The organism is Nitrospirillum amazonense (assembly GCF_029594735.1).
Taxonomy (GTDB): domain Bacteria; phylum Pseudomonadota; class Alphaproteobacteria; order Azospirillales; family Azospirillaceae; genus Nitrospirillum; species Nitrospirillum amazonense.
Map to the genome: position 1 here is coordinate 68,171 of NZ_JARPAF010000003.1, position 26,362 is coordinate 94,532.

Below are 26,362 nucleotides of genomic sequence, written 5' to 3' on the forward strand. Positions count from 1 at the left end.
CGCAGCCAGCGCCGCCTGGTCGTGCAGGGTGATGCGGGACCGTCCCTGGGCGCGGCCGCTGGACAGCCAGCCCAGCTTTTCCCAGGCCGCCACGGTACGGTGAAGGGCGTGATCCGGCCAGGCGGATGCGCTTTCGGCGGGGGAGGGATGAGCGATGGGCCGTTGCGCCGCTTCCCGGTCCCCCGCACCTTAACCGCAACGCCGCGTAGCGAAAGGCGCGCTATCACACGGGAGATTCGCAGGATGAACATCGGTGTCATGGGGGCCGGCGCGGTCGGCTGCTTCTTCGGGGGCCTGCTGGCCCGTGCCGGGCATGCCGTCACCTTGGTGGGCCGGCCGGCCCTGGTGGAGGCGGTGCGCGCCCATGGCCTGCGGCTGCAGATGAAGGATGGGTTCGACGGCCAGGTCGCCATCGCCGCCGCCCCGGGGCCGGAGGCGCTGGCCCATGCCGACCTGGTGCTGTTCTGCGTGAAGTCCGCAGATACCGAGGCGACAGGGCGCGCCATGCTGCCTCATCTGAAGCCGGGTGCTGTGGTGCTGGCGATGCAGAACGGCGTCGACAACGCCGAACGGCTGGCCGCCGTGCTGGGCCGGCCGGTGGTGCCGGTGGTGGTGTATGTCGCGACCGACATGGCGGGGCCGGCCCATGTGCGCCACCATGGCCGGGGCGACCTGATCCTGGGCACGGGCCCGGACAGCGGGCGGGTGGCCGAAGTGCTGCGGGCGGCCAACATTCCGGCCACGGTGTCGGCCGGCGTCACCGCCGCCTTGTGGGACAAGCTGATCATCAACTGTGCCTACAACGCCATGTCGGCGGTGGCGCAGGTGACCTATGGCACCATGGTGACGGTGCCCGAGGTGCGCGCCGTCATGGCCGACGTGGTGGCGGAGGCCGTGGCCGTGGCGCGCGCCCGCGATATCGCCGTGGGCGAGGACATCCTGGATCGGGTCATGGCCCTGGCCGCGGCCATGCCCAACCAATTCTCCTCCACCGCCCAGGATTTGGCGCGGGGCAAGCGGAGTGAGATCGATTACCTGAACGGCCATATCGTGCGCCAGGGCGCGGCCCTGGGCATCCCCACGCCGGCCAACCAGGCGCTGCTGGCCCTGGTCAAGCTGCTGGAGGCCAAGGCCGCCCTGGCCGTCTAAAGCCGCACATGCAGGCCCCTGCGGTGCAGGGGCAGCAGCGCCAGCACCACCACGCTCAGGATGCCCAGCGCACAGGCGAAGGATGCCAGGTAGGGGTCGGCGATGACCGCCCCCGCCAGCCCATCGCCCCAGCCCTGCGGGGTGATGGGACCTTGCGCGGTGACGATGAAGGGCACGCCGCCGATGGCGCTCAGACTCTGTGACAGGGTGAAGGCCAGGATGGCGTTGCCGCCCAGCACGCGGAAGGGGAAGCTCAGCGCCTGGGGCAGGGTGGCGTGCCCTTGGTCGAGCAGCACCGACAGGAGGACCAGGACACCTAAGGAAAAGCCGCTGCTGAACAGGGCGAAGCTGCTGGTCCAGATGCGCTTGTTGATGACCAGCACGGGGTCCAGCGCCAAGCCCGCCATCATCAGCAGGACGGCGGCGACCAGCAGGTTCAGGCGGCTTTCGGACGCCTTCAGCGCCGTGCCGGCCAGCACGCCCGCCAGCACGTTGACCGTGGCGGGCAGGGTGGACAGCAGGCCCTCGGGATCATAGACGACGGCGCCGGCCGCATCGGTGCCATAAGGCCACAGATGCGGCACCGTGAAGACGTCGCGGTCGATCCAGGATGGCAGGTTGCCGCCCGGGTCCAGATGCCCCGCGCCGATGCCGGGCACCGGCACCCAGGCCAGCACCCCCCAATAGCCCAGCAGGATGGCGACCATGGCCACCAACAGTGCTCGCCGGTTCACCGTGCTGCCGGCGTCCGGATCCACCCTGGCGGTCGCCAGGCATAGCGTGGTGGCCAGGGTGTAGCACAGGGCGATGCGCTGCAGGATGCCGGGCAGGCGCAGATGCGGCAGGTCGAAATAGGGCAGGGCATTCAGAACCAGGCCCAGGGCGATCAGCGTCAGGGCCCGCCGCGCGATCTTGGCCCCCGCCGCCCGCTTGTCCTGCGCCAGCTTGCCGAAGGACAGCGCGATCGCCAGGCCCACGCTGAACAGGAAGGTGGGGAACACCATGTCCGCCAGGGTCCAGCCGTCCCACGGGGCGTGCTTCAGCGGCGCGTAGGCCTTGTCCCAGTCGCCGGGGCTGACCACCAGGATCATGCCGGCGACGGCCAAGCCCCGCAGCACATCCAGCGAAGGGAGGCGGTTGGTCGTTGGGGCGAGCCCGGCGCCGTGCGCACGGCATGACGTGTCGGCGGCGATGGTCATGACTTTCCGGTCCTCCCCAATTTTCTTGTGGGACACAGCATGACATTTTCTGACAGCGTTGTCACATGGGATTTGACCAAGCCGAAGCGGCCCATTTTGCCGCTTGACCTCAACTTATGTTGAGGTCTTAGCCTGCGGAGGCCTTTGAACAATCCGGTTGGAGCCAGCCCTTATGAACGCCCATGCCCCCGTGCCCTCCTGCGCGGACGCCAGTCACCGCTATCGCATTGACAAATTCACCGTGCCGGCGGCGGCGCGCGACGCCTTTGTCGAGCGTATCCGCTTCATCGACGGCTTCCTGCATGATCAGCCCGGCTGCCTGCAGCATGGCCTGTATGAATGGCGGCTGGATGATGGCGACTACGGCGTCGTCACCCTGGTGCAGTGGGAAAGTGAGGAGGCCATGGCCGCCGCCAAGGCCCGTGCGGCTGAGGAGTACCGGCGCCAGGATTTCGACCCCGGCGCCTTCCTGGCCAAGTGGGGCATCAAGGCCGACATGGGCAGCTACATGCGCCTGGGCTGATCAGTGGATCAGGCTGTTGGTTTGGCGGCGATGCCGTTCACCAGGATGTCGATGACGCCGTCCATCCAGGCGTCATCGGTGGGCACGTGCAGCAGCAACTGGTGGTAGATGGCGCCGAAGGTCAGATCCAGGATGGTGTGTGGTGCCACGCCCGGGCGGATGGATCCGTCCTGGATGCCCCGTTCCAGCAGGGGCACCACCTCCGCCCGACGGGGGGCCACCAGGTTCTCCTTGAACAGGCGCAGGGTTTCCGGGTCGCGCTGACATTCCGCCAGGATGCCGGCCATGATGGGGCCGGTGCTGCCCCGCATGGCCCGCGCCACCGACTTCAGCAGCCGGCGAAACTCCGCCAGGGCGTTGTCGCCCTTGGGTTCCAGCGACAGCTCCCGATTCAGCATGTCCAGCGTCGCCTCCATGGCAATGGCGCCCCGGCTGGGCCACCAGCGATACAGCGTGCTGCGCGAGGCGCCTGCCCGGGTGGCCACCTTGTCCAGGGTCAGCCGCGCCAGCCCTTCTTCCCGCAGCAGCTCATAGGTCGCCTTCAGGATGGCGGCGTGGCTGGCGTCGCTGCGGGGTCGACCGACGGGGGCCATGGGGGTTCTCCTCAGCAATGGTCCGGGGCGTGGGCGTGCCCGGGCATCCACTCCACCTCACCATAGGCCCCATTCGGAGGCGGGGCGAGGGCAGTGAGACATTACGACACGACATGTCTCGTATTCAAAGGCGACGCTGCTCGTTAATTACGAAACGGTCCAACTTGTATCGAAATTTGAACCCACCCCTTCTGGTTCCTCAGGAGATTTCCATGGTCGACATCACTGATACCGCCGCCCCCGCTGTCGCCGGTGCCCGTGCCGGTGGCCTCCTCAAGCGCGTCCTGCTGGCCGGTGTCGGCATCGCCGCCCTGGCCGCCGCCGGCCACTATGGTTTGGACTACTGGCGTACCGGCCGGTTCCTGGTGGAAACGGACGACGCCTACGTCGATGCCGACGCCTCGACCATCGCGCCGCACGTTTCCGGCTACATCGCCAAGGTGCTGGTGGACGACAACCAGATGGTCAAGGCGGGCCAGCCCCTGGCCATCATCGATGACAAGGATTTGAGGACGGCGCTGGACCAGGCCCGGGCCGCCCGCCAGACGGCGGAGGCCAAGGTGGCCAACATCCAGGCGCAGATCACCCTGCAGCAGGCCCTCATCGACCAGGCCGCCGCCCGCCGGGTGTCGGCCAAGGCCGCGGCCACCTTCGCCGGCCAGGACAGCGACCGCTTCAACCAGCTGGTCATCACCGGCGCCGGCAGCGCGCAGAAGGCGCAGCAGGCGACCTCCGTGCGCCAACAGGCGGATGCCGACCTCAGCACGGCCGAGGCCGGCCTTGTCGCCGCCTGCCAGCAGGTGGAGGTGCTGAAGACCCAGAAAGTCACGGCGGAGACGGAGGTGGACCAGGCGCGCGCTGCGGAGCACCAGGCCGAACTGAATCTGGGCTATGCCACCATCACCGCCCCGGTGGACGGCGTGGTGGGCGCCCGCTCCGTCCGCGTCGGCCGCTATGTCCAGGCGGGTACCCAGCTGATGGCGGTGGTGCCGCTCCACCAGGTCTATGTTGTCGCCAACCTCAAGGAAACCCAGCTGACCGACGTGAAGCCGGGCCAGCCGGTGGACATCGCCGTCGACACCTATCCCGGCGTCGTCGTCCATGGCCGGGTGGATAGCATCTCCCCCGCCAGCGGGCTGAAGTTCGCGCTGCTGCCGGCTGACAATGCCACCGGCAACTTCACCAAGATCGTCCAGCGCGTGCCGGTGAAGATCACGCTGGACGCCTACGCCGCCGCCGGCAAGGGCGCGGTGCAGCTGCGCCCCGGCATGTCTGTGGAACCCACCATCAACACGAAGGACGCGGACTGACGGCCCGTCCCGCTCAACCCGCCACGTCCAGGAGTGAGGGTCATGGCAAACGCAGTATCACAGGCGGCGCCCGCCGGGGCTGAAGCGCCCACCAGCTTCAAGACCTGGTTGGCTGTGGTGGGGTCGATGATCGGTGCCTTCATGGCGGTGCTGAACATCCAGATCACCAACGCCTCTCTGCCCGACATCCAGGGCGCCATCGGCGCCGGCATCGACGACGGCGGCTGGATCTCCACCTCCTACCTGGTGGCGGAGATCGTGGTCATCCCCCTCACCGGCTTTCTGGTGCCGGTGTTCTCGCTGCGCCGTTACCTGCTGGCCAACACGGCCCTGTTCCTGGTGCTGTCGGTGGCCTGCGCCTTCGCCGGCAACCTGCAGCAGATGATTCTGCTGCGCGCCCTGCAGGGCTTCTTCGGCGGCGTGCTCATTCCGCTGGCCTTCACCATCACCCTGACGATGCTGCCCCGGTCGAAGCAGCCCATCGGCCTTGCGCTGTTCGCCATATCCGCCACCTTCGCGCCCGCCATCGGCCCCACCATCGGCGGCTACCTGACCCAGACCTACGGCTGGCAGTACATCTTCTACGTCAACGTGGCACCGGGTGCCGTCATGCTGGCGGCCCTGTTCCCCACCCTGCCGTCGGCCCCCATGAAGCTGTCGTTGCTGAAGAAGGGGGATTGGCCCGGCATTGCCACCCTGGCCATCGGCCTGGCCGCCCTGCAGACGGTGCTGGAGGAAGGCAACAAGGACGACTGGTTCGGCTCCCCCTTCATCGTGAAGCTGTCGGTGGTGGCGGTGCTGTCGCTGGGCGCCTTCCTGTGGATCGAGCTGACGGTGGCCAACCCGCTGCTGAACCTGCGGCTGCTGACCCGTCGCAATTTCGGCCTGGGCAGCGTCAGCAACATCATCCTAGGCATGGCGCTCTATGGGTCGGTCTTCCTGCTGCCCAGCTACCTGTCGCAGATGCAGGGCTATAACTCGGAACAGGTGGGTGAGGTGCTGGCCTGGACTGGCTTTCCGCAGTTGGTCATCATCCCCTTCGTGCCCTTTCTGATGAAGAAGGTCGATGCCCGTATCCTAGTGGGCGTGGGCTTCGTCCTCTTCGCCGCCAGCTGCTTCCTGAACATCCATTTGTCCAAGGACTACGCCGCCGACCAGCTGGTCCTGCCCAACGTGGTCCGCGCCGTGGGCCAGTCCCTGGTGATGACGCCCCTGTCGGCGCTGGCCACTGGCGGCATCGAGCGTGAGAACGCCGGCTCCGCCTCCGCCCTGTTCAACATGATGCGCAACCTGGGCGGCTCGGTCGGCATCGCCGGCCTGCAGACCATCCTGACCAAGCGGGAACAGTTCCACTCCACCGTCATCACCACCCATGTGACGGGCTTCAGCGAGGCGACGGCCGACCGCATCCAGGAATTGCAGGAACGCTTCCTGTCGGTGGGCGGCGTCGATCCCGACCTCGCCTGGAACCAGGCGGTGCAGGCCATCGGCAAGTCGGTGAAGCTGCAATCCTTCCTGCTGGCCTACAGCGACGCCTTCTACCTCATGGGTGGCGCCCTGGTGCTGGCCCTGCTGGCCGCCCTGATGATGAAGAAGACCAGCGGCGGCGGGGCGGGCGCGCATTGAGCTGACGCTGAAATCGGAAACGTTCCTATCCACGATGGTATGGGGACGTTTCCGATTTTAAGGGGTGGTCCCGGCTTCAGGCCAAGGGGCCTTGTTGAATCCGGGTGCGGACCGGCAGGCGGACCTTAGCCCCTGAGCATCCGGTCCAGCTCGTTGATCTGGTTCTGCAGACGTGCCGCGCCAAGCAGGCTAACCAGCACGACGATGGCCAACATCAGCAGGCCGATGACGCCGCCCAGGATGATGAAGGTATGGTCGAGGTCCAGCGGCCGTCCGCCGGCATGATCCTGCCGATAGCGGCCGACATAGATCAGGATCAGCCCGGGCAGGAACAGGGGAAGGTCGCGGCGGCAGAAGGCGGCTGCGCCCCGGTACTGGCGGACCAGGGCGTCGCGGTAGGCATCGACCACCGTCCGGGCGTCGCCCCCGGCAGCCCGCGCATTGCCCCGCTGCTGCAACCGCCACATGGTCCAGCCCAAGGCGAGGATGGTCAGCGCGCTGCCCAGCTTGATCATCCAGCCGGGGAACAGCCAGATGTAGGACGCGAAGATCGCGGCCGCGACGGCGGTCCCGATGTATTCCCGCAGGTTGCGGCGGCGGATCTTGCGTTCGAAGGCGGCGGCCTTGGCGCGGATTTCGTCGAGGGTCACGGGCGGAATCTCCTGTTCCTGGGTTTGCCACAAGGCTTGCAGGGTGTCGGCGGGATCGGCCGTCATTTCGGGCCTCCCTTCTGCGTGGGCGCGGGTTGGAAATGCCGGGCCAGCACGGCCTTGGCGCGGTGGATCTTGGTGGTGACGGCGCCAGGCGAAAGGCCGGTGACCTCGCCGATGGCGGCCCCGTCCTCACCTTCCAGGTACAACAGCATCACCTGCTGGTCCGGGGCCTTCAGCCGGCGGATCAGGTCATATAGCCGGTTCAGGGTCTGTTGCCGGTCGGCCATCTGTTCGGGGTTGTCAGGGGCGGCGAGGCCATCCAGCTCTTCCAGGCTGACCGGCTTGCCAGGGCGTGAGCGGCGTTGGCGCAGGGTGTGGGTGGCCCCGGTGTTGTGGGCCAGGCGGAACACCCAGGTGCGCAGGGCCGCGCGCCCGTCGAAACTGTCCAGGCTGCGCCACAGGGCCAGGTGGATGTCTTGCAGCAGGTCGCGCGCCAGGTCGGGGTCGCGCTCATAGGCGCGGGCCAATCGCTCCAGCGCCGGGCCGAACTGGGCGACCGCCTGCTGGTATCGCGTGTCCCGGCTGTCCTGCCCGCCGTCCATGACCCATCCCTTGGCATCAGTGATGACAAGGTAGTCCGGAACGCGGGGAATTTCTTACGGCCGCCGTTTGGGAAAAAAGCCCCCACCCCTAGCCGTCACCTGGATGGGGGGCCAGGGGTGGGGTGGCCAGTCACTGATGGCGGGAAGGGGTGTCGCCGCCATCAATTTCCTCGGGCGGGGCCGAAGAAGCGGGGAAGGCGGTTCAGGCAGCCGGGCGGTAGAAGAGGCCCAGTTGCAGGCTGGTGGCGATGCGGGCGGCCTTGGCCAGGGCATCGGCGGCGGCGTCCGGCGGCAGCACGTCGGCCGTGGCCTGCGACCACAGGGCGAGCCAGCGGTCGAACAGGGCGGGGGTTAGGCGTTCCAGATGCTTCAGGTGGGCAGCCATGGGGTTGCCCTTGTAGCGCGGACCGGCCTGCCGCTCCGGCGACAGCAGCAGCGCGGACCAGAAGGCGGTCAGGGTTTCCAGATGGTGGTCCCAGTCGCGGATGGCGTGGTTGAACACCGGCCCCAAATCGGGATCGCGGCGCACCCGGGCGTAGAATTGGGAGACTAGGGTGGCGATCAGCGGCTCATCCATCACTCACCTAAAAACATGCATTGATAATGAATGTTATTTTGCCGCCAAAAGGATGTAAGTGGCGCATTTGTTTTGCGCCGCGGGCATGCGGCTGGTGCATCGCAGGGAATGCGCTCCGCAGCTCCCTTGGGCCCGGTCCGCTAGGGCGGACGCCATCTGGTGCGAAAAGTCCTTGAAAGGGGCTTGTCAGGGCGTGTCACGCCCGGGCGTGCGCGGTCGCCAGCCATCCACCGGCCAACCGGCAGGGAACGAGCAACAGCAGGGTGGCGGCAGCGGCCACCTGCAGGCGCTGCAGCAAGGCCGCCAGCAGCAGGCGGGGATGGTCGGCCCACATCAGGAAATCCGGCACGTCCATGCGCAGCGGATGCTGCACGCTGCCGAGTTCAGCCAGAGAGCCCAGGGCGGCGCCGCCGCCAAACAGGGGCACCAGCACCATCAGCGCCTGGGTGGCGCCCTGCAGCAGCGGGAAGGGGGTGGCACTGCTGCGGCCCAGGGCCAAGCGGGCCAGGGCCAGCAGCAGGACGGCGACGCCCAGCATCTGGTTGACCTCGCGCAGCGCCGCCTCGCTGGCGGTGAATGAAACGGCATGCAGGCTTAGGCTCAAGGCCGACACCTCATGGGCCAGGGCCAGGCCCATGGACAGGCGGTCGCGGGGCAGCAGGGCGGAGATCAGGGGGCGGATGGCCAGGGGGGGTAGGATGGTCATCGGGCAAACCTCCGGCTGTCCGGGCATGAGCCCGGCGTCTGGAACGCGGCGCTGGTTGGGAAGGCGGGGCGGGGGGGACAGCCCCCGGAATTGATGGCTTAGGTGTACTGTGGGGCGGCCCTGCGGATAAGACAGCGCGCCGGCACTTCATTGATGAAGAAAAGCGACTAATGTGGGGGCTGCGGGGCGTTTTGGCCCCTAATCATGCGTTCCCAGGAACGCACTGTTGCCATTTGGGGATAGCTGATGCCGCATTTGCCGGATTTCGAGGCCTGGGCCGTCTTCGCCAAGGTGGTGGAGCGGGGGTCGTTCTCCGCCGCTGCCGAGGATCTGGGCCTGTCCAAGACCACGGTGTCCAAGATCATCACCCGGCTGGAGGAGCGCATGCGCACCACGCTGCTGCACCGGACCACACGGCAGCTGTCCCTGACGGAAAGTGGCCGCTCAGCCCTGACACGGGCCAGCCGCATCCTCAGCGACGGCGCCGCCATCGAGGAAGACATCTCGGAAGAGGCGGCGACGCCGCGCGGCACCGTCAAGATCGCCGTGACCATCACCTTTGGCTTGGAACACCTGGCGCCGGTCATTCCGGACTTCATCGCCAAGTATCCGGAGGTGGGCGTCGACCTGCACCTGACCGACGATGCCATCGACATGGTGGCCGAGGGCTATGACCTGGCGGTACGCGTGGGGGCGGCGGCTGATTCCTCCCTGCTGATCAGCCGGCTGTTCTCCTTCCGGCTGCCCGTCGTGGCGTCACCCGCCTATTTCGAGCGTCGCGGCAGGCCGGCCCATCCCCGGGATCTTGAAGGGCACGAAGCGCTGCTCTTTTCCCACGTTCCCGACCATGCCCACTGGCGTTTCCAGCATCCGGAGCATGGCAGTCTGGTCGTGCCGGTCACGGGCCGTTTCCACGTCAACAACGGCTTGGCCGCCGTTCCGGCGCTGGTGGCCGGCATGGGCATTACCGTGTTGCCGGAATCCTTCGTCTGGCGGGAACTGGAGGACGGCCGGCTGGAAGAGGTGCTGGCCGACTGGACGGTGCCCTCCATCCCCGTCAACATGCTGACACCACCCCGCCGGGTACGGCCGGCGCGGGTGCGGGTGATGATCGAATTCCTGCGCCAGCGCTTCATGACCATGCCCTGGGCGCGCGGAGTGGAGATGTAGTGTCAGGCGAAGTTACTTGGGAATTTCAGGGCCAATGAGCTGCAGGACTTTATTGTCCTTTTCGGACAGCAATATGTAGCCCGTTCCCCCAATATCGAGTTTCCACTCGAGAGTCCTGCCGTCGCGTGTTGTTAAGTGGCCCTTGAAGACACAGCCTGTCACTGTCGCCTTCTCATTGAAATCGTATCCAGGCTCTTCGTGAGATTTCCTGAACCATTTCAAGGCACTATCATCCGACAATTCCTGGGTGTCGCAATTCGGCGTATACACTTTATCTTTTTCAGCACCCTCGAATAAGCCCTTCGTCTCCACGGACACGGACTTGATGTCGATCGTCTTGACCTTGGCAGTGGCGATTTGCGGCGATATCACCATGGTCGCGACCAGGACATGGCTAAGCCTGTTTACCATGCTGCCGTCTCCGCTTCGTGCTTGTTTTTGTATGAAACGTCGGGGTGGCGATATATTTCGACTGTTGGATATTTCAGAACGGCTTTGAAGCTGTCCACGAGCCAGTGCAGTGATTTGTTTTGTGCATCCGTGCACGGCTCGAAGGTCGATGTGCTAAGTCCGTTCTTTATCTCCATGGAAACGATCTCTATGCCGATGGAGTCGTCATTCATGGGAAAGCGCTCCGGGAATGGCTTCTCCTTCTCCACTTCGTTGATATTTGAGTATTTGTTGCCTACGATCAGATCAACTTCCGTGGCGGGGCAGGTGTTCTCCAGAACGCAACGTGGTTTTAATTTGCCGACGTGCCACAGTTTCCATTTGATGGACGCGGTCTGATATAGTGTCCCATCTTTATCGATCAGGAAATGGGCGCCATTCGGGTTTGCCCCGCCATAGCTATTAAACGTGGCTTCGGCGGTGGGGGATGCTGTCTGATGGACTATTATCCCATTGATAACCGCCATTTTCCCATGATTGAGATTTGGGAACGGCTTGCGCGTCACCTTGGGATCCACTGCCCAGCCATCGGCGTCGATGATCATTTCCCAACTCCCGGCCTGGTCAAGCCTCGTGGCGGCTTTGCACACCATCGAAGTTGTATCGGATGGGAGGCGCGGCAACTCGGCTACCGCGAGAGGGTAGGGACGATCGCCCTGATTTGCTGAGTCAGAACAGGTCCAGCCGGACGTTTAGGCCGTTGCGGGTGGCGTGGGAATAGGGGCAGGCGATGTGGGCCTGCTGCACCAGATCCTTGGCCACGTCCGGGTCCACGCCTGGCAGGCTGATGGTCAGCGCCACGTCCAGACCATAGCCCTGGCCATCGTCGCGCTTGCCGATGCCGACCTCCGCGCTGACGGTGCTGTCGTCCGCCAGCTTGACCTTGCGGCCGGCGGCAACGGACTTCAAAGCGCCGAGGAAGCAGGCGGCGTAGCCGGCGGCGAACAGTTGCTCCGGCGTGTTGCCGTCACCGCCCTTGCCGCCCAATTCGCGCGGGGCCGCCAGGGTCACGTCCAGGCCGCCGTCCGCCGTCCGCACCGTGCCGGTGCGACCGCCAGTGGCGATGGCGCGGGTCTGGTACAGGGTCTTCATGCGGGACGGGCTCCGGGCGATGGGGGCGGTACTGCCCACCCATCTTCAATAGCGCCGTCGCATGGCCGGGACTATCGCCCAGGCCCCACATCACTGTTGACGAGAAGGAACTAATACCGGGCTGTATAGGGATCTCTGTCCTTCCATTGCGCCAGGAACGGCAACAGCCGGGCGGTGGGCGGCCCGGCCGTTGGTATCTGGGACTGTTCAAACCTTGGCGGCGGCCGGCACGGCGCGGAAGCTGATGGCCATGCGGTTGTAGGCGTTCATCAAGCCGATGGCGATGGTAAGGTCGGCCAGCTCCTTGTCGCTGAACTGCGCGCGGGCGGCCTGGAACTCCGCGTCCGGCACGGCGGTCTCGGCCACGCGGGTCACCGTCTCCGCCCAGCGCAGGGCCGCCTGCTCCTGCTCCGTGAACAGGGCGCCGGCCTCATGCCAGGCTGGGACCAGCACCAGCTTTTCCACGTCCAGTCCGCCCTTCAGCAGGTCGCGGGAATGCATGTCGATGCAGTAGGCGCAGCCGTTGATCTGCGAGACGCGCAGGTAGACCAGGTCCACCAGCTGGGCGGGCAGGCCGCTTTGCGTGAGGTAGCCGTAGACACCGCCCAAGGCTTTCATGCCGGCGGGGGAGGCGTTGGCGTAGTCGAGACGCAGGGTCATGATCCGTTTCCTTATAGCTGTCTGTCGGGTTGGGCGGCGGGGGCCGTTGACAAGAAGATGCGCCCGGCATGGATCAGGAAACAGGACCAAGAATTATCAAAAAGGCTGTACCATGATGGTCCATGGACACCGACCTTTCCATCGTCCTGGACCGTACGGCGGCGATGCCGCTGGCGGCCCAGATCCACGGCGCCCTGCGTCAGGCCATCCTGGGCGGCCGCCTAGCCGCCGGCGCCCGCCTGCCGTCCTGGCGCGATCTGGCGGCCCAGCTGGGCGTGGCGCGCGGCACCGTGCGGGTGGCCTATGAACGGCTGATGGATGAGCAGCTGGTGGTGGGCATGGGGGCGGCCGGCACCCGGGTGGCGCGCTGGCCGGTGCCCGACCTGCCGCCGGTGCCGCCGCCGGCGGAGACCTTGCCCATGGCGGCCTTCTTCCATGATTTCGAGGGCATGCCGCTGGCCTTCCAGATGGGCGTCCCGGCCCAGGACGCCTTCCCCTATACCCAGTGGTCCCGCGCCCTGGCCCGGGCGGCGCGCACGGCGGCCCAGGCGCCGGTGGGCTATCCCGACCCGCGCGGCCATCCCGAGCTGCGGCACGCGATCGCCGCCTATCTCGCGATCGCCCGCGGGATCCAATGCGCGCCGGGCCAGGTGCTGGTGACCAACGGCTATGCCGGGGCCCTCAACTTGGTCGTCCGCGCCCTGGGGCTGGAGGGCAGGGCGGCGTGGATGGAGGAACCGGGCTTCCCGCTGACCCGCACAGCCCTGACGCTGGCCGGGATGCGGCCTGTGCCCGTGCCGGTGGATGGCCAGGGGCTGGACGTGGCCGCCGGGGTGGCTGCGGCCCGTGACGCCGCCCTGGCCGTGGTAACGCCGGGGCAGCAGGCGCCCCTGGGCATGGCGCTGTCGCTGGCCCGCCGCATCGCCCTGCTGGATTGGGCCCGCCACGCCGGCGCCTGGGTGCTGGAGGATGATTATCTGAGCGAGCTGCAACTGGCCGGTCGGGCAGCACCGGCCCTGGCGGCGGTGGACCACGCGGCGGGCGGCGACGCCCGCGTGCTGCACGCCGGCACCTTCAGCAAGACCATCAGCCCGGCCCTGCGCCTTGGCTTCCTGGTGGTGCCGGCCGCCCTGGCCGGCCATTTCGGCGACGTGGCCGCCTGCCTGTCGCCCGCGCCGGCGGCCCCGGTGCAACGGGCCGTCGCCGCCTTCCTGGCGGAGGGGCACTACCTGCGCCACCTGCGGCGGATGAAGCGGCTCTACGCCGCCCGGCGGGCCGCGCTGCTGCGCGCCCTGGAGGGCCTGCTGCCGGTGCGGGCCACGGCCGGCCTGTCGGTGGTGGTGTCGCTGCCCCCGGGCACTAATGATATCGCCATCGCCAACCAGGCCCTGGCCTTCGGCATGGCCCCGGTGCCGCTGTCGCCCTGGTACGTGGCCGAAGGCGCATGTGAAGCCGGCCTGCTGCTGGGCGTCACCAACCTGAACGACCGCCACTTGGCCGCCGACTGTGAACGACTGGCGGAGTTGGTGGCACGTTTCCGGTGAGGGCAGGGACGTTGGATAAGGGGGCTTGACTGCGGCCCTCACCCCCCTGCATGGTGCCGGCCATGAACGCCTTCTTCGCCCTGACTGTCAAAACCATCACCACCACCGCCATCGGCGGGCGGTGCGGGATGGGCTTGTCGGCGTAAAGCCAGGTCGTTCCGCAACCCCCGCCCTAACGGGACGGGGGAGATGGCCAAAGGCGCCTCCGTTCCAGAACCCGAACGGAGATCCCTCATGAGACCCCAACACTCCCGTCGTTCCTCCTCCGCCCTCATCGTTCTCGACATGCAGGTGGGCCTGGTGCATGGCCCCGTGCCGCCCCATGGCGGCGCCGGCGTGGTTGTGCGCATCCAGGACATGGCCGATCGCGCCCGCAAGGCCGGCGGCATGGTGGTCCTGGTCCAGCATGACGGCCCGGAAGGGTCGCGCGCCGCCCCGGGCTCCGCCGATTGGCAGCTTGTGGAACAGCTGGCGCCCCAGGCCGGCGACCTGGTGGTGCGCAAGTCGCGGCCCAGCGTGTTCGCCGGTACGGAACTGGCGGCCCTGCTGCGCGACCACGGCATCGGGCGCGTGGTGCTGTCTGGCATGAAGACGGAATATTGCGTCGATGCCTCCTGCCGCGCCGCCCGTGATTTGGGCTTCGAGGCCGTGCTGGCCGGCGACGCCCATACGACGATCGACACGCCGGCCCTGCCCGCGGGCGCCATCATCCACCACCACAACCTGACGCTGGGCGGGCCCTTCGCCCAGGTCATGGCGGCGGCGGCCGTGGGGTTTTGACGGGGGATTCCGGCCTGCCCATCCGCCGCTGTCCAAAATACCCAGGTAGGGACAAGTGATGGAAAAGACGCAGGTTTGTTGAGCACCCTCCGTTTCGCGCCCGCTGGTCACCGTTTGGTCACAGGCCAAGGCCAACCCCGGCACGCTTGAAAGGGGCGGCGCCCGCTCAAGGGTGCGCCCAGATCAAGGCGGGGAGGGCCATATGGGGCTTAATACGGGCACGGCGGCGCGACTGCTGAAGGGCGGGTCCTCCTTGCTGGCGCTGGGTGCCGCGCTGGCGGCGGGGGCGGCGCGGGCGCAGGATGTCACGCTCACCGGGGCCACCATCGGCTATGCCAACGCTGGCACGCTGGGCTCCTTGCTGATCACCGGCACGGCCACCGTGGCGGGCGGCACGGTGGCGGGTATCGCCAACACCGGCACCATCGCCACCCTGACCAATGACGGCACGCTGACCGGTACCTTTGGCGTGCTGAACCAGGGCGGCATCGGCGCGCTGATCGACAGCGGCACGATCCAGGGCGCCGCCACAGCGCTGCGCAACGAAGGCACCATCGCCAGCCTGACCATCACCGCTAGCGGCGGCCTAAGCGCGAATTCCACGGCCTTTTACAATGGCGGCAGCATCGGCACGCTGGTGAACCAGGGGCGGATCGGCGACGGCATCGGTTTCGGACAGCATGCCCTGTTGAACGCCGGCAGCATCGGTACCTTTCTCAATGGCGGGGTCATCAGCGGCTTTTCCGGCGGCGTGGTCAACCTCGGCACAATGGGCCGCCTGGGCAACACCGGCACCATCGAGGGGCCCGTCATCGCCCTGATGAACCAGGGCACGGTCGGCCGCCTGGACAATGCGGGCATCATCAACGCCGCCAGCACCGCCCTCTATGTCCACACCGTGGGCGGCGTCGGCCTGTTTAACAACAGCGGCCTGATCGCCGGCCAGGCCGGCCTGTGGAACGATGGCAGCATCACCACACTGGTCAACACCGGTACCCTCAGCGGCGGCACCCAGGCCGGCCTGACCAACCGGGGATGGATCGGCCAGGTGGACAACGGCGCCACCATCTACGCCCTGCTCACCGGCCTGGACAATGCGGGCATGCTGGACAGCGTCATCAACAGCGGCACCATCATCGGGCGCAGCGACGGCCTGGTGAACGCCGGCACCGTGGGCACGCTCAGCAACAGCGGTACCCTGACCAGCAGCCGGGGGGAGGCCATCTATAACGGCCAGGGCACCCTGGCCGTGCTGGACAACAGCGGCACCATCAGCGGCTACAAGGCCATCGCCAACGCCGCCAGCCTGGGCCAGGTGACCAACAGCGGGCTGATCAGCGGCACGGAGTTCGCGTTCGATCTTTCAGGCACCACGGGGACGGTCAGCAACAGCGGCACCATCATCGGGCCCACCGCCCTGCGGTTGAACAGCGGCGCCACCCTGGCCGGGCTGATCAACCAAGGCACCATCATCGGCAATATCGTGAACCTGTCGTCGGCCCCCCTGACGCTGGCGGGCGGGGCTGTCCTCGGCACCTACACCGGCACCAACGGCGGCCAGGCCATGGTATCCAGTACGCTGGCCAACGTGGTGCTGGGCGGCGGGCGCCTGCTGCTGAACGATGGCGTGGATGTCGGCGGCCACACCCTGGTGAACGCCGGTGCCACCGTGGTGCTGGATACGGTGGTCAGTGTCACCGGGGCCTATGCCCAGGCGCAAGGCGGGCTGGACCTGGCCACCGTCGCCGCCCGGCTGGTGGTCGGCGGTGCCGCCCTGATCAGCGGCGGCACGGTCATGACATCGCCCGCGCCCACGGCCACCTATCGGGTGGGCGATACCGTGGGTACGTTGGTCCAGGGCGGCACCGGATCCAGCTATGCCGGCGTCACCGTCGCCAGCGGCGTGGCGGGCCTTGCCTTGGCGGGCCGGGCGGGCGGAACCGATCTGCTGGCGGTGGCGGCCAATGATTACATCGGCGATGCCCAGGGCTCACTGGCCAACACCGGCACGCTGGCGGCCGTCACGGCCGTCCATATCGCGGCGACCGGCAGCCTGGCCACTCTGAACAACAGCGGCACCCTGCAGGGGACGGCCTACGCGATCTACGGTGCCGGCACGCTGGACACCGTGGTCAACAGCGGGGTGATCGCCGGCACCATCGTCAATGCCACCACCCATGCCCTGACCATCGCCGGTGGCCTCGGGGGGGGCACACTGACCGGCCTGGCGGGCGGCCCGGGACTGCTGCGCAGCGGCGGCGATGTGGTCCTGGCCGGTGGCGCCCTGCTGCTGAACGACGCCATCGACGCCACCGGACACACGGTGGCCAACATCGGCGCCACCGTCGCGCTGGGCGGCACGCTGACCATCACCGGCGGCTACAGCCAGACCGGTGGCGTTCTGGCGCTGGGCGGCAACACCCTGGTGGTGACCGAAGCGGCGCTGCTGAGCGGCGGCACGGTGACGGCCAGCCTGTCCGCCACCGCCAACCGGATGGCGGGAGGGGTCGCGGGCACCTTGGTTGCGGGTGGCATGGCGTCGCGCTATGGCGGCGTGGCGGTGGACGTCGGCGTCACCGGCCTGTCGGTGGCTGCGGTGGCGATGACCATCGGCGGGCGGGTGGACCTCGTGGCCACGGCCACCAACGACTATGTCGGCGGTGCCCTGCCCGCGCTGGAGAACGCCGGTATGATCACGGCCGCCACGGCTGTCCACATCGCGGCCACGGGCAGCGTGGGCACCGCCGGCAATACCGGCGCCCTGGTGGGCACCGTGGCGGGCGTCGCCAACCTCGGCGCCGTCGGCCTGCTCAGCAACCAAGGTACCCTCAGCGGCGTGACGCGCGGCCTCTACAACACGGGCACCATCGGCACCGTAACCAACAGTGGCCTGATCACCGGGGCGACAGCGCTATACACCAGCGGCAGCATCGGCGCCGTCGGCAACAGCGGCGTGATTGCGGGGCGGATCATCAACGCCTCGCCCAACGCGCTCAGCATCAATGGCGGTCCCAGTGGCGCCATGGGCACCCTGACGGGGCTGGCCGGCGCGCAAGGGGCCATCGTCAGCACCGGCGCCGACGTGGTGCTGCCGACCGGCAGCCTGCTGCTGAATGACGCGGTGGACGTGACTGGACACACGCTGGTCAACAGCGGGGCGTCGGTGCTGCTGGCCAGCATCGTCAGCGTGACCGGCAACTATGTTCAGACGGGCGGCACCCTGGCGGCGGGCATCGGCGGGGCCTCCGTGGGTGGATTGGTCGTCAACGGGGCGGCCAGCCTGACGGGCGGCACCGTGGCCGTGGCGGCGATGGCCGGATCCAACCTGCTGGCGGGCGACAGCTACACCATCGTGGCGGCCGGCAGCCTGACCGCCACGGGCCTGACCGCTGCGGCCAGCGGCTTCACCGCCACCCTTGGCACAACCACCAGCGGGGCCGCATCCGACCTGGTGCTGACGCTGGTCAGCGACTATATCGGCGGCACCCTGGGCACCCTGGCCAACAGCGGGGTGTTGTCGGCCGCCACCGCGGTGATGATAACGCCGGCCGGCAGCCTGGGCACCCTGGCGAACACCGGCGCCATCCTGGGAGATGTGGTGAACGCCAGCGCCAACGACCTGGTGGTGACGGGCGGCGGTGGCGGCACGGTGGGGACGCTCGCCGGCGGCATCATCCACAACAGCCTCAGCAACCTGATCTTCGCCGCCGGTGACCTCAGCCTGGGCGACGTTATCGACGCCGCTGGCCACACCGTGGTCAACGGCGGCGCCAACATCGCCCTGTCCCGCGACGTGGCCATCACCGGCGCCTACACCCAGGCGGCGGGCACCCTGGCCGCCGCCGGCAACGTGCTGAGCGTCAGCGATGCGGCCATGGTGACGGGCGGCGTGGTTTCCGCCGGGGTGAACGCCGGGGGCAATTACCAGGTGGGCGACAGCGTCACCCTGATCCACGGCGGGGTGGGGTCCAGCTACGCGGGTGCCACGGTCACCAGTGGTGTTGCCGGCCTGTCGGCCACAGGCGCCGCCAGCGGTACCGATCTGCTGGCCGTGGCCGGCAACGACTATGTCGGGGGCGGTCTGGACAAGCTGGACATCTCCGGAACGCTCACCAACACCGCCGGTGGTGCCACGGCCTTGTATATCGCGGCCACCGGCGCCCTGGGCACCTTGGCCAACAGCGGCATCATCGCCGGTGACATCGTGAACCAGTCAGCCAACCCCCTGGTGGTCAGCGGGGGCACGGACGATGCTCCCGGCACGCTGACCGGGGCAGGCGGGCGGCTGGGGTCCATCACCAGCCGCTTGGCCGACGTGCGCTTCATTTCCGGCACGCTGCTGCTGAACGACCATCTGGACGTTGGCACGCATGGCGTGGTCAACAGCGGCGCCACCCTGCTGGTCAACAGTGCCATCAACATCACGGGCAGTTACAGCCAGACGGGCGGTGGTCTGGTGATCGGTGTCGCCTCCACCAGCAGCTACGGCAGCCTGGTGATCAGCGGCAGCGCCAGCCTGGACGGCGGATCGGTGACGCTGAAGCCCACGGCCGGCGGGGCGCTGCCGGCCGGTAGCTACACCATCGTGTCGGCGGGTGGTGGGCTCAACACCGGTACCCTGTCCCTGGCAGCCGCCGGCTACACGGTGACAAGTTCCACCATGACCAGCGGGGGCCACACCCAGCTGGTGCTGACCCTGAGCACCGCCAGCACTGGCACCACGGGCGGGAACACGGGTGGCAATACAGGCGGCAGTACGGGTGGGAACACGGGTGGCAATACAGGTGGCAGTACGGGTGGGAACACGGGCGGCAATACAGGCGGCAACACGGGTGGGAGTACAGGTGGCGGGAATACCGGCGGGTCGACCGGGGGCGGGACCGACACCGGGGGAACGAATGGCGGAACGGGAAACACGGGTGGAACGGGCACCGGTGGCGGCACGACCAACCCGACGTCCCCCGTTGGTTCCCGCTATGCCGCGGTGGGCCTGGCCCAGGGTGGGGCGGCCATGGGGGCCGGCACGGCGCTGGATGCCATCGCCGCCAGCGGCGGCGGTGCGGCCGCGGCCTTCCAGGCGGCGGTGCTGACGCCCCTGTCCGGCCTGCCGGTCACGGCGCAACGGCTGGCGGTGGCGCAGCTTGCGCCCAACCAGACGACGCCGCAGATGACCCTGTCCATGACGGCGCCCACCACCACGGCCATCAGCCAGCACCAGCAGACGGTGGCGGGCCTGATGGCTGGCACCGGCGCCTCGGCCGGTTCCGGCGTAGAGCAGGGTGCTATTTGGGGGGAAATCCTGGGCGGTGGCGCCCTGCGCGCCAATAGCGCGGATGCGGCCGGGTATCGCGCGAGCAGCGCCGGTCTGGTACTGGGCGCGGACTGGTATGCCGATGACCAGGTGATGGCTGGCCTGGCTTTCAGCTGGCTGAACAGCGCGGCCGTGGGTCAGGGGGTATCGGCAAACAGCCTGACGCGGGCGGGCAGCTATCAACTGACGGCCTACGGCGTCTGGCGGCCGGACATCGCCGACCAGCGGCTGTCCGTCGCCGGCCAGGTCAGCTTCGGCTACAACCATTACGACCAGCGCCGCTGGATCGATTTCTTGGGCGCGCGCGCCAACGCCAACTATGGGGGGGAGCAGTACCTGGGCAAGCTGACGGTGGGCTATGACCTGCCGCTGACGGAGACCTTCACCCTGACGCCGCAATACAGCCTGCGGGCCGTGCGCCTGACCAACCACGGATACCAGGAACACGACGCGGGCGTGGCCGACCTGGCAGTGGACGCGCTGGTGACCAGCAACATCACCCAAGAGCTGGGGGCGACGATGGCCACCCAATTCAATACGGGGCTGGGCGCCCTGGTGCCGGAACTGCGCGTGGCCTGGGTGCACGATTACCTGAACGGCCCCGTCGCCACCACGGGCGTGCTGGCCGGCGTGGCTTTCGCCAGCACCACGGCCCAGGTCAGCGCTGACGGTGTCGCCATCGGTGTGGGCGCCACCCTGCGCCAGGGCGACAGCGTCAGCGTGCGCCTGGAATACAGCGGGGAATACCGCCGGGATTATCAGACGCACGCCGGCATCCTGCGTGCCACCTGGGCGTTTTGACAGCGCGGAGGTTCGTCTCAGCGCATGTAGCCGAGATGTGAACGAATCACTTGGACGTCAGGTTCGCACAGATTTGGCCAAAGCGTGAAAAGCCACTTGCCATTTACAGACAGTCGCTCATTTTTCATCAGAATTGATCAGAGGTAGGGGGACCATTTCCCCGGGTCTACCGCCGACACCGCCGCCCACCCTCTAAATGGCGCAAAAAAAGCTTTTGAGAGCTTGACCTTGTTATCGCCCTGTTGGTTAGTCCCTTATCGTCCTTCCGTATAGGCTGTGGGCGATAGTTAGGACATGGCGGGAAGCCGCCATTTCATTCTATAAGCGGTTAGACCGCATACTTGCAGGGGCCGGAGTACCGAGATGAGCATAGTGGCGAGGGCGGCGTTGGTCGCGATGACGGCCGGCGTGTTGGCGGCGTACACCGGGGTGGCCACCGCCACCGTGGCGGCGGAGCCGGTGAAGACACCCCCGCCGGCGACGTCCGTTCCTGCCCCTGCCGTTCCCGCCCCTGCCAACGGTCCGGCCGCCGGCAAAGGCCCCGAGGTGACCAAGGCGCCGGGCCCGCTGTGGTCCAAGAGCTGCGCCAAGACCGACGCCGGCGCCGAAATCTGCTATGTCGAGCAGTTTGCCATCGCCACGCCACAGAACGTCATGATGCTGCATGTCCGCGTGGGCTATCTCGGCCCCGACGGCAAGCCGCGCCTGATCCTGGCGACGCCCCTGGGCGTCCTGCTGCAGCCGGGCATCACCCTGGTGGTGGACCAGGACAAGCCCTTGTCCCTGCCCTTCGACGCCTGCCAGCAAGGCGGGTGCGTCGCCGCGGCCGACCTTGAGGACGGCAAGGTGTTGGACCACTTCACCGGCGGCAAAGTCCTGGCGGTGCGTTATATCAATGGTGACAAGGCCGCCGTCGACATCCCCGTGCAGCTGAGCGGCCTGGCCGCGGCGCTGAAGGCCCTGCCGGCGCCGCCCAAGCGCACCCCGTAAGCCATCCGCCCTGACCCACTCCTGAAAAGCGCTGTGAAGCCATGAACACTCAACCGCAGACCACCATGACCGTTGAGCAGGCGCTGGGCCAGGCCCACGCCCATTGGAACGCCGGCCAGGCCGACCAGGCCGAACGGTTGTGCCAGCATGTGTTGGCGCTGTGGCCGGGGCAGTCGGACGCCCTGCACCTGATGGGGCTGATGGCCCACGCCTACGGCAATCTGGACCTGGCGATCGACCATCTGCGCCGCGCCTGTCAGGCGCCGCGCGTGCCGGCGGTCTACCTCAGCAACCTGGGTGAGATGCTGCGCCAGCGGGGCCTGCTGGCCGAGGCCGAGGTGGCCGCCCGCCGCGCCGTCACCATGGACAACGCCCTGGTGGCCGGTTGGAACAACCTGGGCATCATCCTGCAGGAAGCCGGCAAGCTGGAAGACAGCCTGACCTGCCTGGAGCGAGTGGTGGCGCTGCAGCCCAATTATGCCGAGGCGCACAACAACCTGGGCAACACGCTGAAGCGCATGGGCCGGCTGGACCAGGCCCGCCAGCGTTACGAATACGCCCTGAACCTGGCCCCGGCCTATGCCGAGGCGCAGAGCAACCTGGCCAACCTGCTGAACGACCTGGGCCGCCCGGACGAGGCCCTGGCCGCGGCGCGCAAGGCCATCGACCTGAACCCGCGCCTGTCGGACGCCTACATCAACGCGGCGGCGGTGGAACTGGGCCGCAACCGCAATGAGGACGCGCTGCGCTGGATCGACGCGCTGCTGAGCTACGCCCCGCTGCATGCCGGCGCCCTGACCGTGCGCGCCACGGCCCTGCGCCATCTGGAGCGGCTGGAGGAAGCCTTGGCCGACGCCCGCCGCGCCGTGGCGCAGCAAGCCGACAATGGCGAAGCGCAGAACGTCCTGGGCGAGGTGCTGCAGGCCCTGGGGCAGCATGACGAGGCGCTGGCCGCCTTCGATCGCGCGTCCAAGACCCTGGGCTTCGCCCCCGAAAAGGCCTTGATCAACCGCGGCGTCCTGCTGATGGAACGCGGCGACAAGGCCGAGGCCAAGGCCGCCTTCGAACAGGTGGTGGCGCAGTTCCCACGCTCCGCTTCCGCATGGTTCAACATGTCGGACCTGCACCGCTTCCAGGCCGGCGACCCGGCCGTGACCAAGATGGAAGCGCTGCTGTACGGTCCCGACCCTGTGCAGTCGCAGACCGACCGCACCGCCTTGAACTTCGCCCTGGGCAAGGCGTGGATGGACATCGGCGACGCCGACCGCGCCTTCGGCTACCTGAACGAAGGCAACCGTCAGAAGCGCGCGACCTTTGCCTATGATGCCGCCGCCACCGGCCGCTGGATGGGCGACATCGCGGCGTCCTTCCCGGCCGATGCCTTCAAGAAGGCCAGGTCCAGCCTGGCGGGCAGCGACCAGGCGGTGTTCGTGCTGGGCATGCCACGTTCCGGCACCACCCTGATCGAGCAGATCCTGGCCAGCCATCCCCAGGTGGCTGCGGCCGGGGAGCTGTCGGCCTTCAACAACTTGGTGAACCAGTTGGGCCCGTATCCCCAGATCGCCGCTCACCTCACGCCGGAGATCACCGGCGGCCTGGGCCAGCGCTACCTGGACTTCATCCGCCCCCTGGCGGGCGGTCGCCGCAAGGTCGTGGACAAGATGCCGTCCAACTTCCTGTTCGCCGGCCTGATCAACCTGGCCCTGCCTGACGCCCGCATCATCCATGTGCGCCGCGACCCGGTGGACACTTGCCTGTCCTGCTACACCAAGCTGTTCACCCGTGAGCAGCTGTTTACGTATGACCTGGCGGAGTTGGGGCAGTTCTACCGCGCCTATGAACGGCTGATGGACCATTGGCGCGCCGTGCTGCCCGCCGACCGTTTCATTGAAGTGCGGTACGAGGACGTCGTGGACGACCAGGAAGGCCAATCCCGCCGCCTGATCGAGGCCATCGGACTGAACTGGGATTCCGCTGTCCTGGACTTCCACAAGACCCAGCGCACCATCCGCACCGCCAGCCTGAACCAGGTGCGCCAGCCCATCTTCCGCAGCAGCATAGGCCGCTGGAAGCCGTTCGTGGCCCAGCTGACGCCGCTGCTGACGGCGCTGGGTGTCGACCCCAACGCCCCGGACGCCCCAATGGACGCTCCGGCGGCCGCGCCGGCCAAGAAGCCCGCCGCGAAGAAGGCGGCGCCCAAGGCCGAAAAGGCGCCTGAGCCGGTGGCCGAGGCGCCCGCGCCTGAGACATCCGCGCCGAAGGCCAAGGCGGCACCCAAAAAAGCGAAGGCCGAGGCCCCGGTGGCTGAGCCTGTCGCCGCCCCCGCCGAGGATGCGGCGAAGCCGGCGCGCAGCCGTCGCAAGCCGGCCGCCAGCTGACAGGGCCTGCCGTCATGGACATGAAGGAACTTGAGCAGCAGGTCCGCCCCATGCTGATTGCGGGGCGGGGTGTCGAGGTCGAGGCAATGGTCCGGCCCCTGCTGGCCAGTGGTACCGGCCCCGTGACCCTGTGGGCTCTGCTGGCCCAGGCACTGCGCGTGCAGGGCCGGGTGCTGGAGGCCAAGCCCATCCAGGAGATGCTGGTGGATGCCCTGCCCGGGCACCTGTCCACCCGTTTCGACTTGGCGGAAACCCTGCTGCTGCTGGGTGAGTTCGATCGTGGCTGGCGTGAATACGCCTACCGCTACAGCCTGGCGCACACCACGCGCATCGAGCGCAAGGTGCAGCGCCCGCGCTGGGACGGCCGGCCCATCCCGGGCAAGACCCTGCTGATCCATGATGAGCAAGGCTATGGCGACACCTTCCAGTTCATGCGCATGGTCGCTTGGGCGAAGGAGAAGAGCCAGGCCAACGTCGTCCTGGAAATCAATCATGAGACGGCCAGCCTGGCGCGCCGCATGAAGGGTTTCGATGCCCTGACCCTGCGCGGCGAACTGCCCCCCTATTTCGATGTGCACGCCGAAATGATGAGCCTGCCCATGATCATGGGCCTGCAGCTCAGCCAGCTGCCCGGCGAGCCTATGCCGTATCTGTCGGCCCTGCCCGACCGGCGGGAGCATTGGCGCAAGCGGCTGGAATCCTACAAGGGCCTGAAGGTGGCCTTCCTCTGGGCCGGCCGTCCCACCCATTTCAACGACGCCAACCGGTCCATGGGGCTGGAGATGCTGGCGCCGCTGGCGCAGGACGGCGTCACCCTGTTCTCCGTGCAGAAGGGTCCGAAGGAAGAGCAGGCGCTGAACCCGCCGCTGGCCCTGGGCAAGCACGTCGTCAGCCTCAGCCCCGAGATACGGGATTTCGAGGACACGGCCGCCATCCTGATGGAAGTCGATCTGCTGATCTCCATCGACAGCTCGCCGGTGCACCTGGCCGGCGCGCTGGGCCGCCCGGCTTGGGTCATGATACCCCTGCTGCCGGACTGGCGCTGGCTGCAGAACCGTGACGACACGCCTTGGTATCCGTCCGTCCGCCTCTTCCGCCAGACGGAATGGGGGCAGTGGGGTCCAGTGGTCGATCGCGTGGCCAAGGCGCTGGCGGAGTTCAAGGCCAAGAAGGGCTGACGGGTATGCGGGCCCGCGCCCTGATGGCTCTGGTGCTGGCGGGCGGCTTGGCCGCCTGCTCCGGCATCCATGGCCGGCAGGAGCGGGGACCCACCCTGGCCCAGGGCGCCGGCTGGCACTGGGACTACATCGCGGCGGGCAGTTTCGACTTGGCCACGGCGGTGAAGCCTGGACCGGGTGGCGAAGTGTTGACCGTCTATATCGAGGGCGACGGCCTAGCCTACCTCTCGGCGCGGGAACCGTCGCAGGATCCCACGCCCACCGATCCCCTGGCGCTGCGCCTGGCCATGGGCCATCCCGGCACCGGGCCCGTCGCCTATCTTGCCCGGCCCTGCCAGTACGTCATGGAAACCCGCCCGCGCACCTGTCAGGTGGGCTACTGGACCAAGGCCCGCCTGGCGCCCGAGGTGGTGGACAGCGCCAGCCTGGCGCTGGACCGGCTGAAGGCCGATGCCCATGCCCAGCGTCTGGTGCTGGTGGGCTATTCCGGCGGCGGTGGCTTGGCGGCGGTACTAGCGGAACGGCGCGCCGACGTCGCCGGCTTGGTCACCGTGTCCGGCAACCTGGACTTCGGCCTGTGGACCAAGACGCTGGATCTGACGCCGCTGTCGCAGTCTGTCGATCCCGTCACGGACGCCGCCAAGCTGGCGGGTCGCCCGCAGGTTCATTTCGTCGGTGCCGACGACAAGGTGGTGGACATCGCCATCGCCCAGTCCTTCGTGGCGCATCAGCCCACGCCTGCGTCCGCCTCCATCATCACCGTGCCCGGCCAGGACCACGGCTGCTGCTGGGCCGCTGCCTGGGCCACGCTTGCCCGGCGGCCGGAGATGAAGGCCATCCCCGGCTGGCTGCCCTGACGGGCCCTTTTCAGGGGCGATTCCTTTCAGGCAGCTTCCCTGCGAGGCTGGGATGTGGGAGACGCCGTTCTGACGTCAGAACAAGGCCTTCAGCCCGGTTGGCCGGCCTCTGGGTGTCCAATGGCGGCCAACGCCCGGTCCAGTTCCTGGATGGCGCAGACGATGTGGTAGAAGCTGCTGGCGGGGGCGGCCTCTTCGACGAAGGTGCCGTCT

At 67.9% G+C, this 26,362-nt stretch carries 22 protein-coding genes; 12 read left to right on the plus strand and 10 right to left on the minus strand.

From position 1 onward, the window contains the following. Positions 1-243: 243 nt before the first annotated feature. Positions 244-1,149 (plus strand): ketopantoate reductase family protein, encoded by a 906-nt coding sequence (locus P5F91_RS18775; RefSeq protein WP_145613175.1) that lies wholly within the window; start codon positions 244-246, stop codon positions 1,147-1,149. Here the strand turns inward: P5F91_RS18775 and P5F91_RS18780 are convergent. Then, positions 1,146-2,348, minus strand: coding sequence for an acyltransferase family protein (locus P5F91_RS18780; protein ID WP_277907915.1), 1,203 nt, complete (start codon positions 2,346-2,348; stop codon positions 1,146-1,148). The genes P5F91_RS18775 and P5F91_RS18780 overlap by 4 nt on opposite strands. Before the next feature lie 172 nt (positions 2,349-2,520). On the opposite strand from P5F91_RS18780, the gene P5F91_RS18785 reads away from it, so the two are divergent. Then, a complete protein-coding gene (locus P5F91_RS18785) occupies positions 2,521-2,871 on the plus strand; it encodes an antibiotic biosynthesis monooxygenase (RefSeq protein ID WP_277907916.1) in 351 nt (116 codons plus the stop codon). Positions 2,872-2,879: 8 nt separating this feature from the next. Here the strand turns inward: P5F91_RS18785 and P5F91_RS18790 are convergent, their stop codons facing one another. After that, complete coding sequence (locus P5F91_RS18790; protein WP_145613172.1) at positions 2,880-3,464, minus strand: TetR/AcrR family transcriptional regulator; 585 nt, start codon at positions 3,462-3,464, stop codon at positions 2,880-2,882. A gap of 212 nt (positions 3,465-3,676) precedes the next feature. On the opposite strand from P5F91_RS18790, the gene P5F91_RS18795 reads away from it, so the two are divergent. Beyond that, positions 3,677-4,774: an HlyD family secretion protein gene (locus P5F91_RS18795; RefSeq protein WP_246134570.1), complete on the plus strand. Its 1,098-nt coding sequence runs from the start codon at positions 3,677-3,679 to the stop codon at positions 4,772-4,774. A 42-nt stretch (positions 4,775-4,816) separates the two neighbouring features. Continuing rightward, positions 4,817-6,400 carry an MDR family MFS transporter gene (locus P5F91_RS18800; protein ID WP_145613171.1) on the plus strand — a complete coding sequence of 528 codons (1,584 nt, stop codon included), beginning with the start codon at positions 4,817-4,819 and terminating at the stop codon, positions 6,398-6,400. Positions 6,401-6,525: 125 nt separating this feature from the next. Here the strand turns inward: P5F91_RS18800 and P5F91_RS18805 are convergent, their stop codons facing one another. From P5F91_RS18805 to P5F91_RS18820, 4 genes are all read right to left on the minus strand, one after another. Beyond that, positions 6,526-7,116 (minus strand): hypothetical protein, encoded by a 591-nt coding sequence (locus tag P5F91_RS18805; protein WP_145613170.1) that lies wholly within the window; start codon positions 7,114-7,116, stop codon positions 6,526-6,528. Beyond that, positions 7,113-7,655 (minus strand): RNA polymerase sigma factor, encoded by a 543-nt coding sequence (locus tag P5F91_RS18810; protein ID WP_145613169.1) that lies wholly within the window; start codon positions 7,653-7,655, stop codon positions 7,113-7,115. Before P5F91_RS18810 ends, P5F91_RS18805 begins: the two co-directional genes overlap by 4 nt. A gap of 202 nt (positions 7,656-7,857) precedes the next feature. Then, positions 7,858-8,232, minus strand: a complete 375-nt coding sequence (locus P5F91_RS18815; protein ID WP_145613168.1) for a group III truncated hemoglobin — start codon at positions 8,230-8,232, stop codon at positions 7,858-7,860. Positions 8,233-8,428: 196 nt separating this feature from the next. Further along, positions 8,429-8,938 (minus strand): hypothetical protein, encoded by a 510-nt coding sequence (locus P5F91_RS18820; protein WP_145613167.1) that lies wholly within the window; start codon positions 8,936-8,938, stop codon positions 8,429-8,431. 246 nt (positions 8,939-9,184) lie between these two features. Between P5F91_RS18820 and P5F91_RS18825 the strand changes: the two genes are divergently transcribed. Beyond that, positions 9,185-10,108 carry a LysR family transcriptional regulator gene (locus P5F91_RS18825; protein ID WP_145613166.1) on the plus strand — a complete coding sequence of 308 codons (924 nt, stop codon included), beginning with the start codon at positions 9,185-9,187 and terminating at the stop codon, positions 10,106-10,108. Positions 10,109-10,120: 12 nt separating this feature from the next. On the opposite strand, the gene P5F91_RS18830 is transcribed toward P5F91_RS18825, so the two are convergent. The 4 genes from P5F91_RS18830 to P5F91_RS18845 all read right to left on the minus strand — a co-directional run bounded on the left by P5F91_RS18830 (position 10,121) and on the right by P5F91_RS18845 (position 12,310). Further along, entirely contained in the window at positions 10,121-10,519 is a 399-nt protein-coding gene (locus P5F91_RS18830) for a hypothetical protein (RefSeq protein ID WP_277907917.1), read from the minus strand. After that, entirely contained in the window at positions 10,513-11,103 is a 591-nt protein-coding gene (locus tag P5F91_RS18835) for a peptidoglycan recognition protein family protein (protein WP_145613164.1), read from the minus strand. Before P5F91_RS18835 ends, P5F91_RS18830 begins: the two co-directional genes overlap by 7 nt. Before the next feature lie 124 nt (positions 11,104-11,227). Then, complete coding sequence (locus P5F91_RS18840; protein WP_145613163.1) at positions 11,228-11,650, minus strand: organic hydroperoxide resistance protein; 423 nt, start codon at positions 11,648-11,650, stop codon at positions 11,228-11,230. 207 nt (positions 11,651-11,857) lie between these two features. Continuing rightward, positions 11,858-12,310, minus strand: coding sequence for a carboxymuconolactone decarboxylase family protein (locus P5F91_RS18845; RefSeq protein WP_145613162.1), 453 nt, complete (start codon positions 12,308-12,310; stop codon positions 11,858-11,860). A gap of 122 nt (positions 12,311-12,432) precedes the next feature. On the opposite strand from P5F91_RS18845, the gene pdxR reads away from it, so the two are divergent. From pdxR to P5F91_RS18880, 7 genes are all read left to right on the plus strand, one after another. Further along, positions 12,433-13,854: a MocR-like pyridoxine biosynthesis transcription factor PdxR gene (pdxR, locus tag P5F91_RS18850; protein WP_277907918.1), complete on the plus strand. Its 1,422-nt coding sequence runs from the start codon at positions 12,433-12,435 to the stop codon at positions 13,852-13,854. Between the two features lie 234 nt (positions 13,855-14,088). Beyond that, positions 14,089-14,634 (plus strand): cysteine hydrolase family protein, encoded by a 546-nt coding sequence (locus P5F91_RS18855; RefSeq protein WP_145613160.1) that lies wholly within the window; start codon positions 14,089-14,091, stop codon positions 14,632-14,634. 202 nt (positions 14,635-14,836) lie between these two features. Continuing rightward, a complete protein-coding gene (locus tag P5F91_RS18860; protein WP_277907919.1) occupies positions 14,837-20,746 on the plus strand; it encodes a hypothetical protein in 5,910 nt (1,969 codons plus the stop codon). Positions 20,747-21,109: 363 nt separating this feature from the next. Then, entirely contained in the window at positions 21,110-21,736 is a 627-nt protein-coding gene (locus tag P5F91_RS18865) for an invasion associated locus B family protein (protein WP_246134569.1), read from the plus strand. A 41-nt stretch (positions 21,737-21,777) separates the two neighbouring features. Further along, a complete protein-coding gene (locus P5F91_RS18870; RefSeq protein WP_277907920.1) occupies positions 21,778-24,114 on the plus strand; it encodes a tetratricopeptide repeat-containing sulfotransferase family protein in 2,337 nt (778 codons plus the stop codon). Between the two features lie 14 nt (positions 24,115-24,128). Beyond that, positions 24,129-25,292: a glycosyltransferase family 9 protein gene (locus P5F91_RS18875; RefSeq protein ID WP_277907921.1), complete on the plus strand. Its 1,164-nt coding sequence runs from the start codon at positions 24,129-24,131 to the stop codon at positions 25,290-25,292. Between the two features lie 5 nt (positions 25,293-25,297). Then, on the plus strand, positions 25,298-26,149 hold the full coding sequence (locus P5F91_RS18880; RefSeq protein ID WP_277907922.1) for an alpha/beta hydrolase family protein: 852 nt from the start codon (positions 25,298-25,300) through the stop codon (positions 26,147-26,149). Positions 26,150-26,362 lie beyond the last annotated feature (213 nt).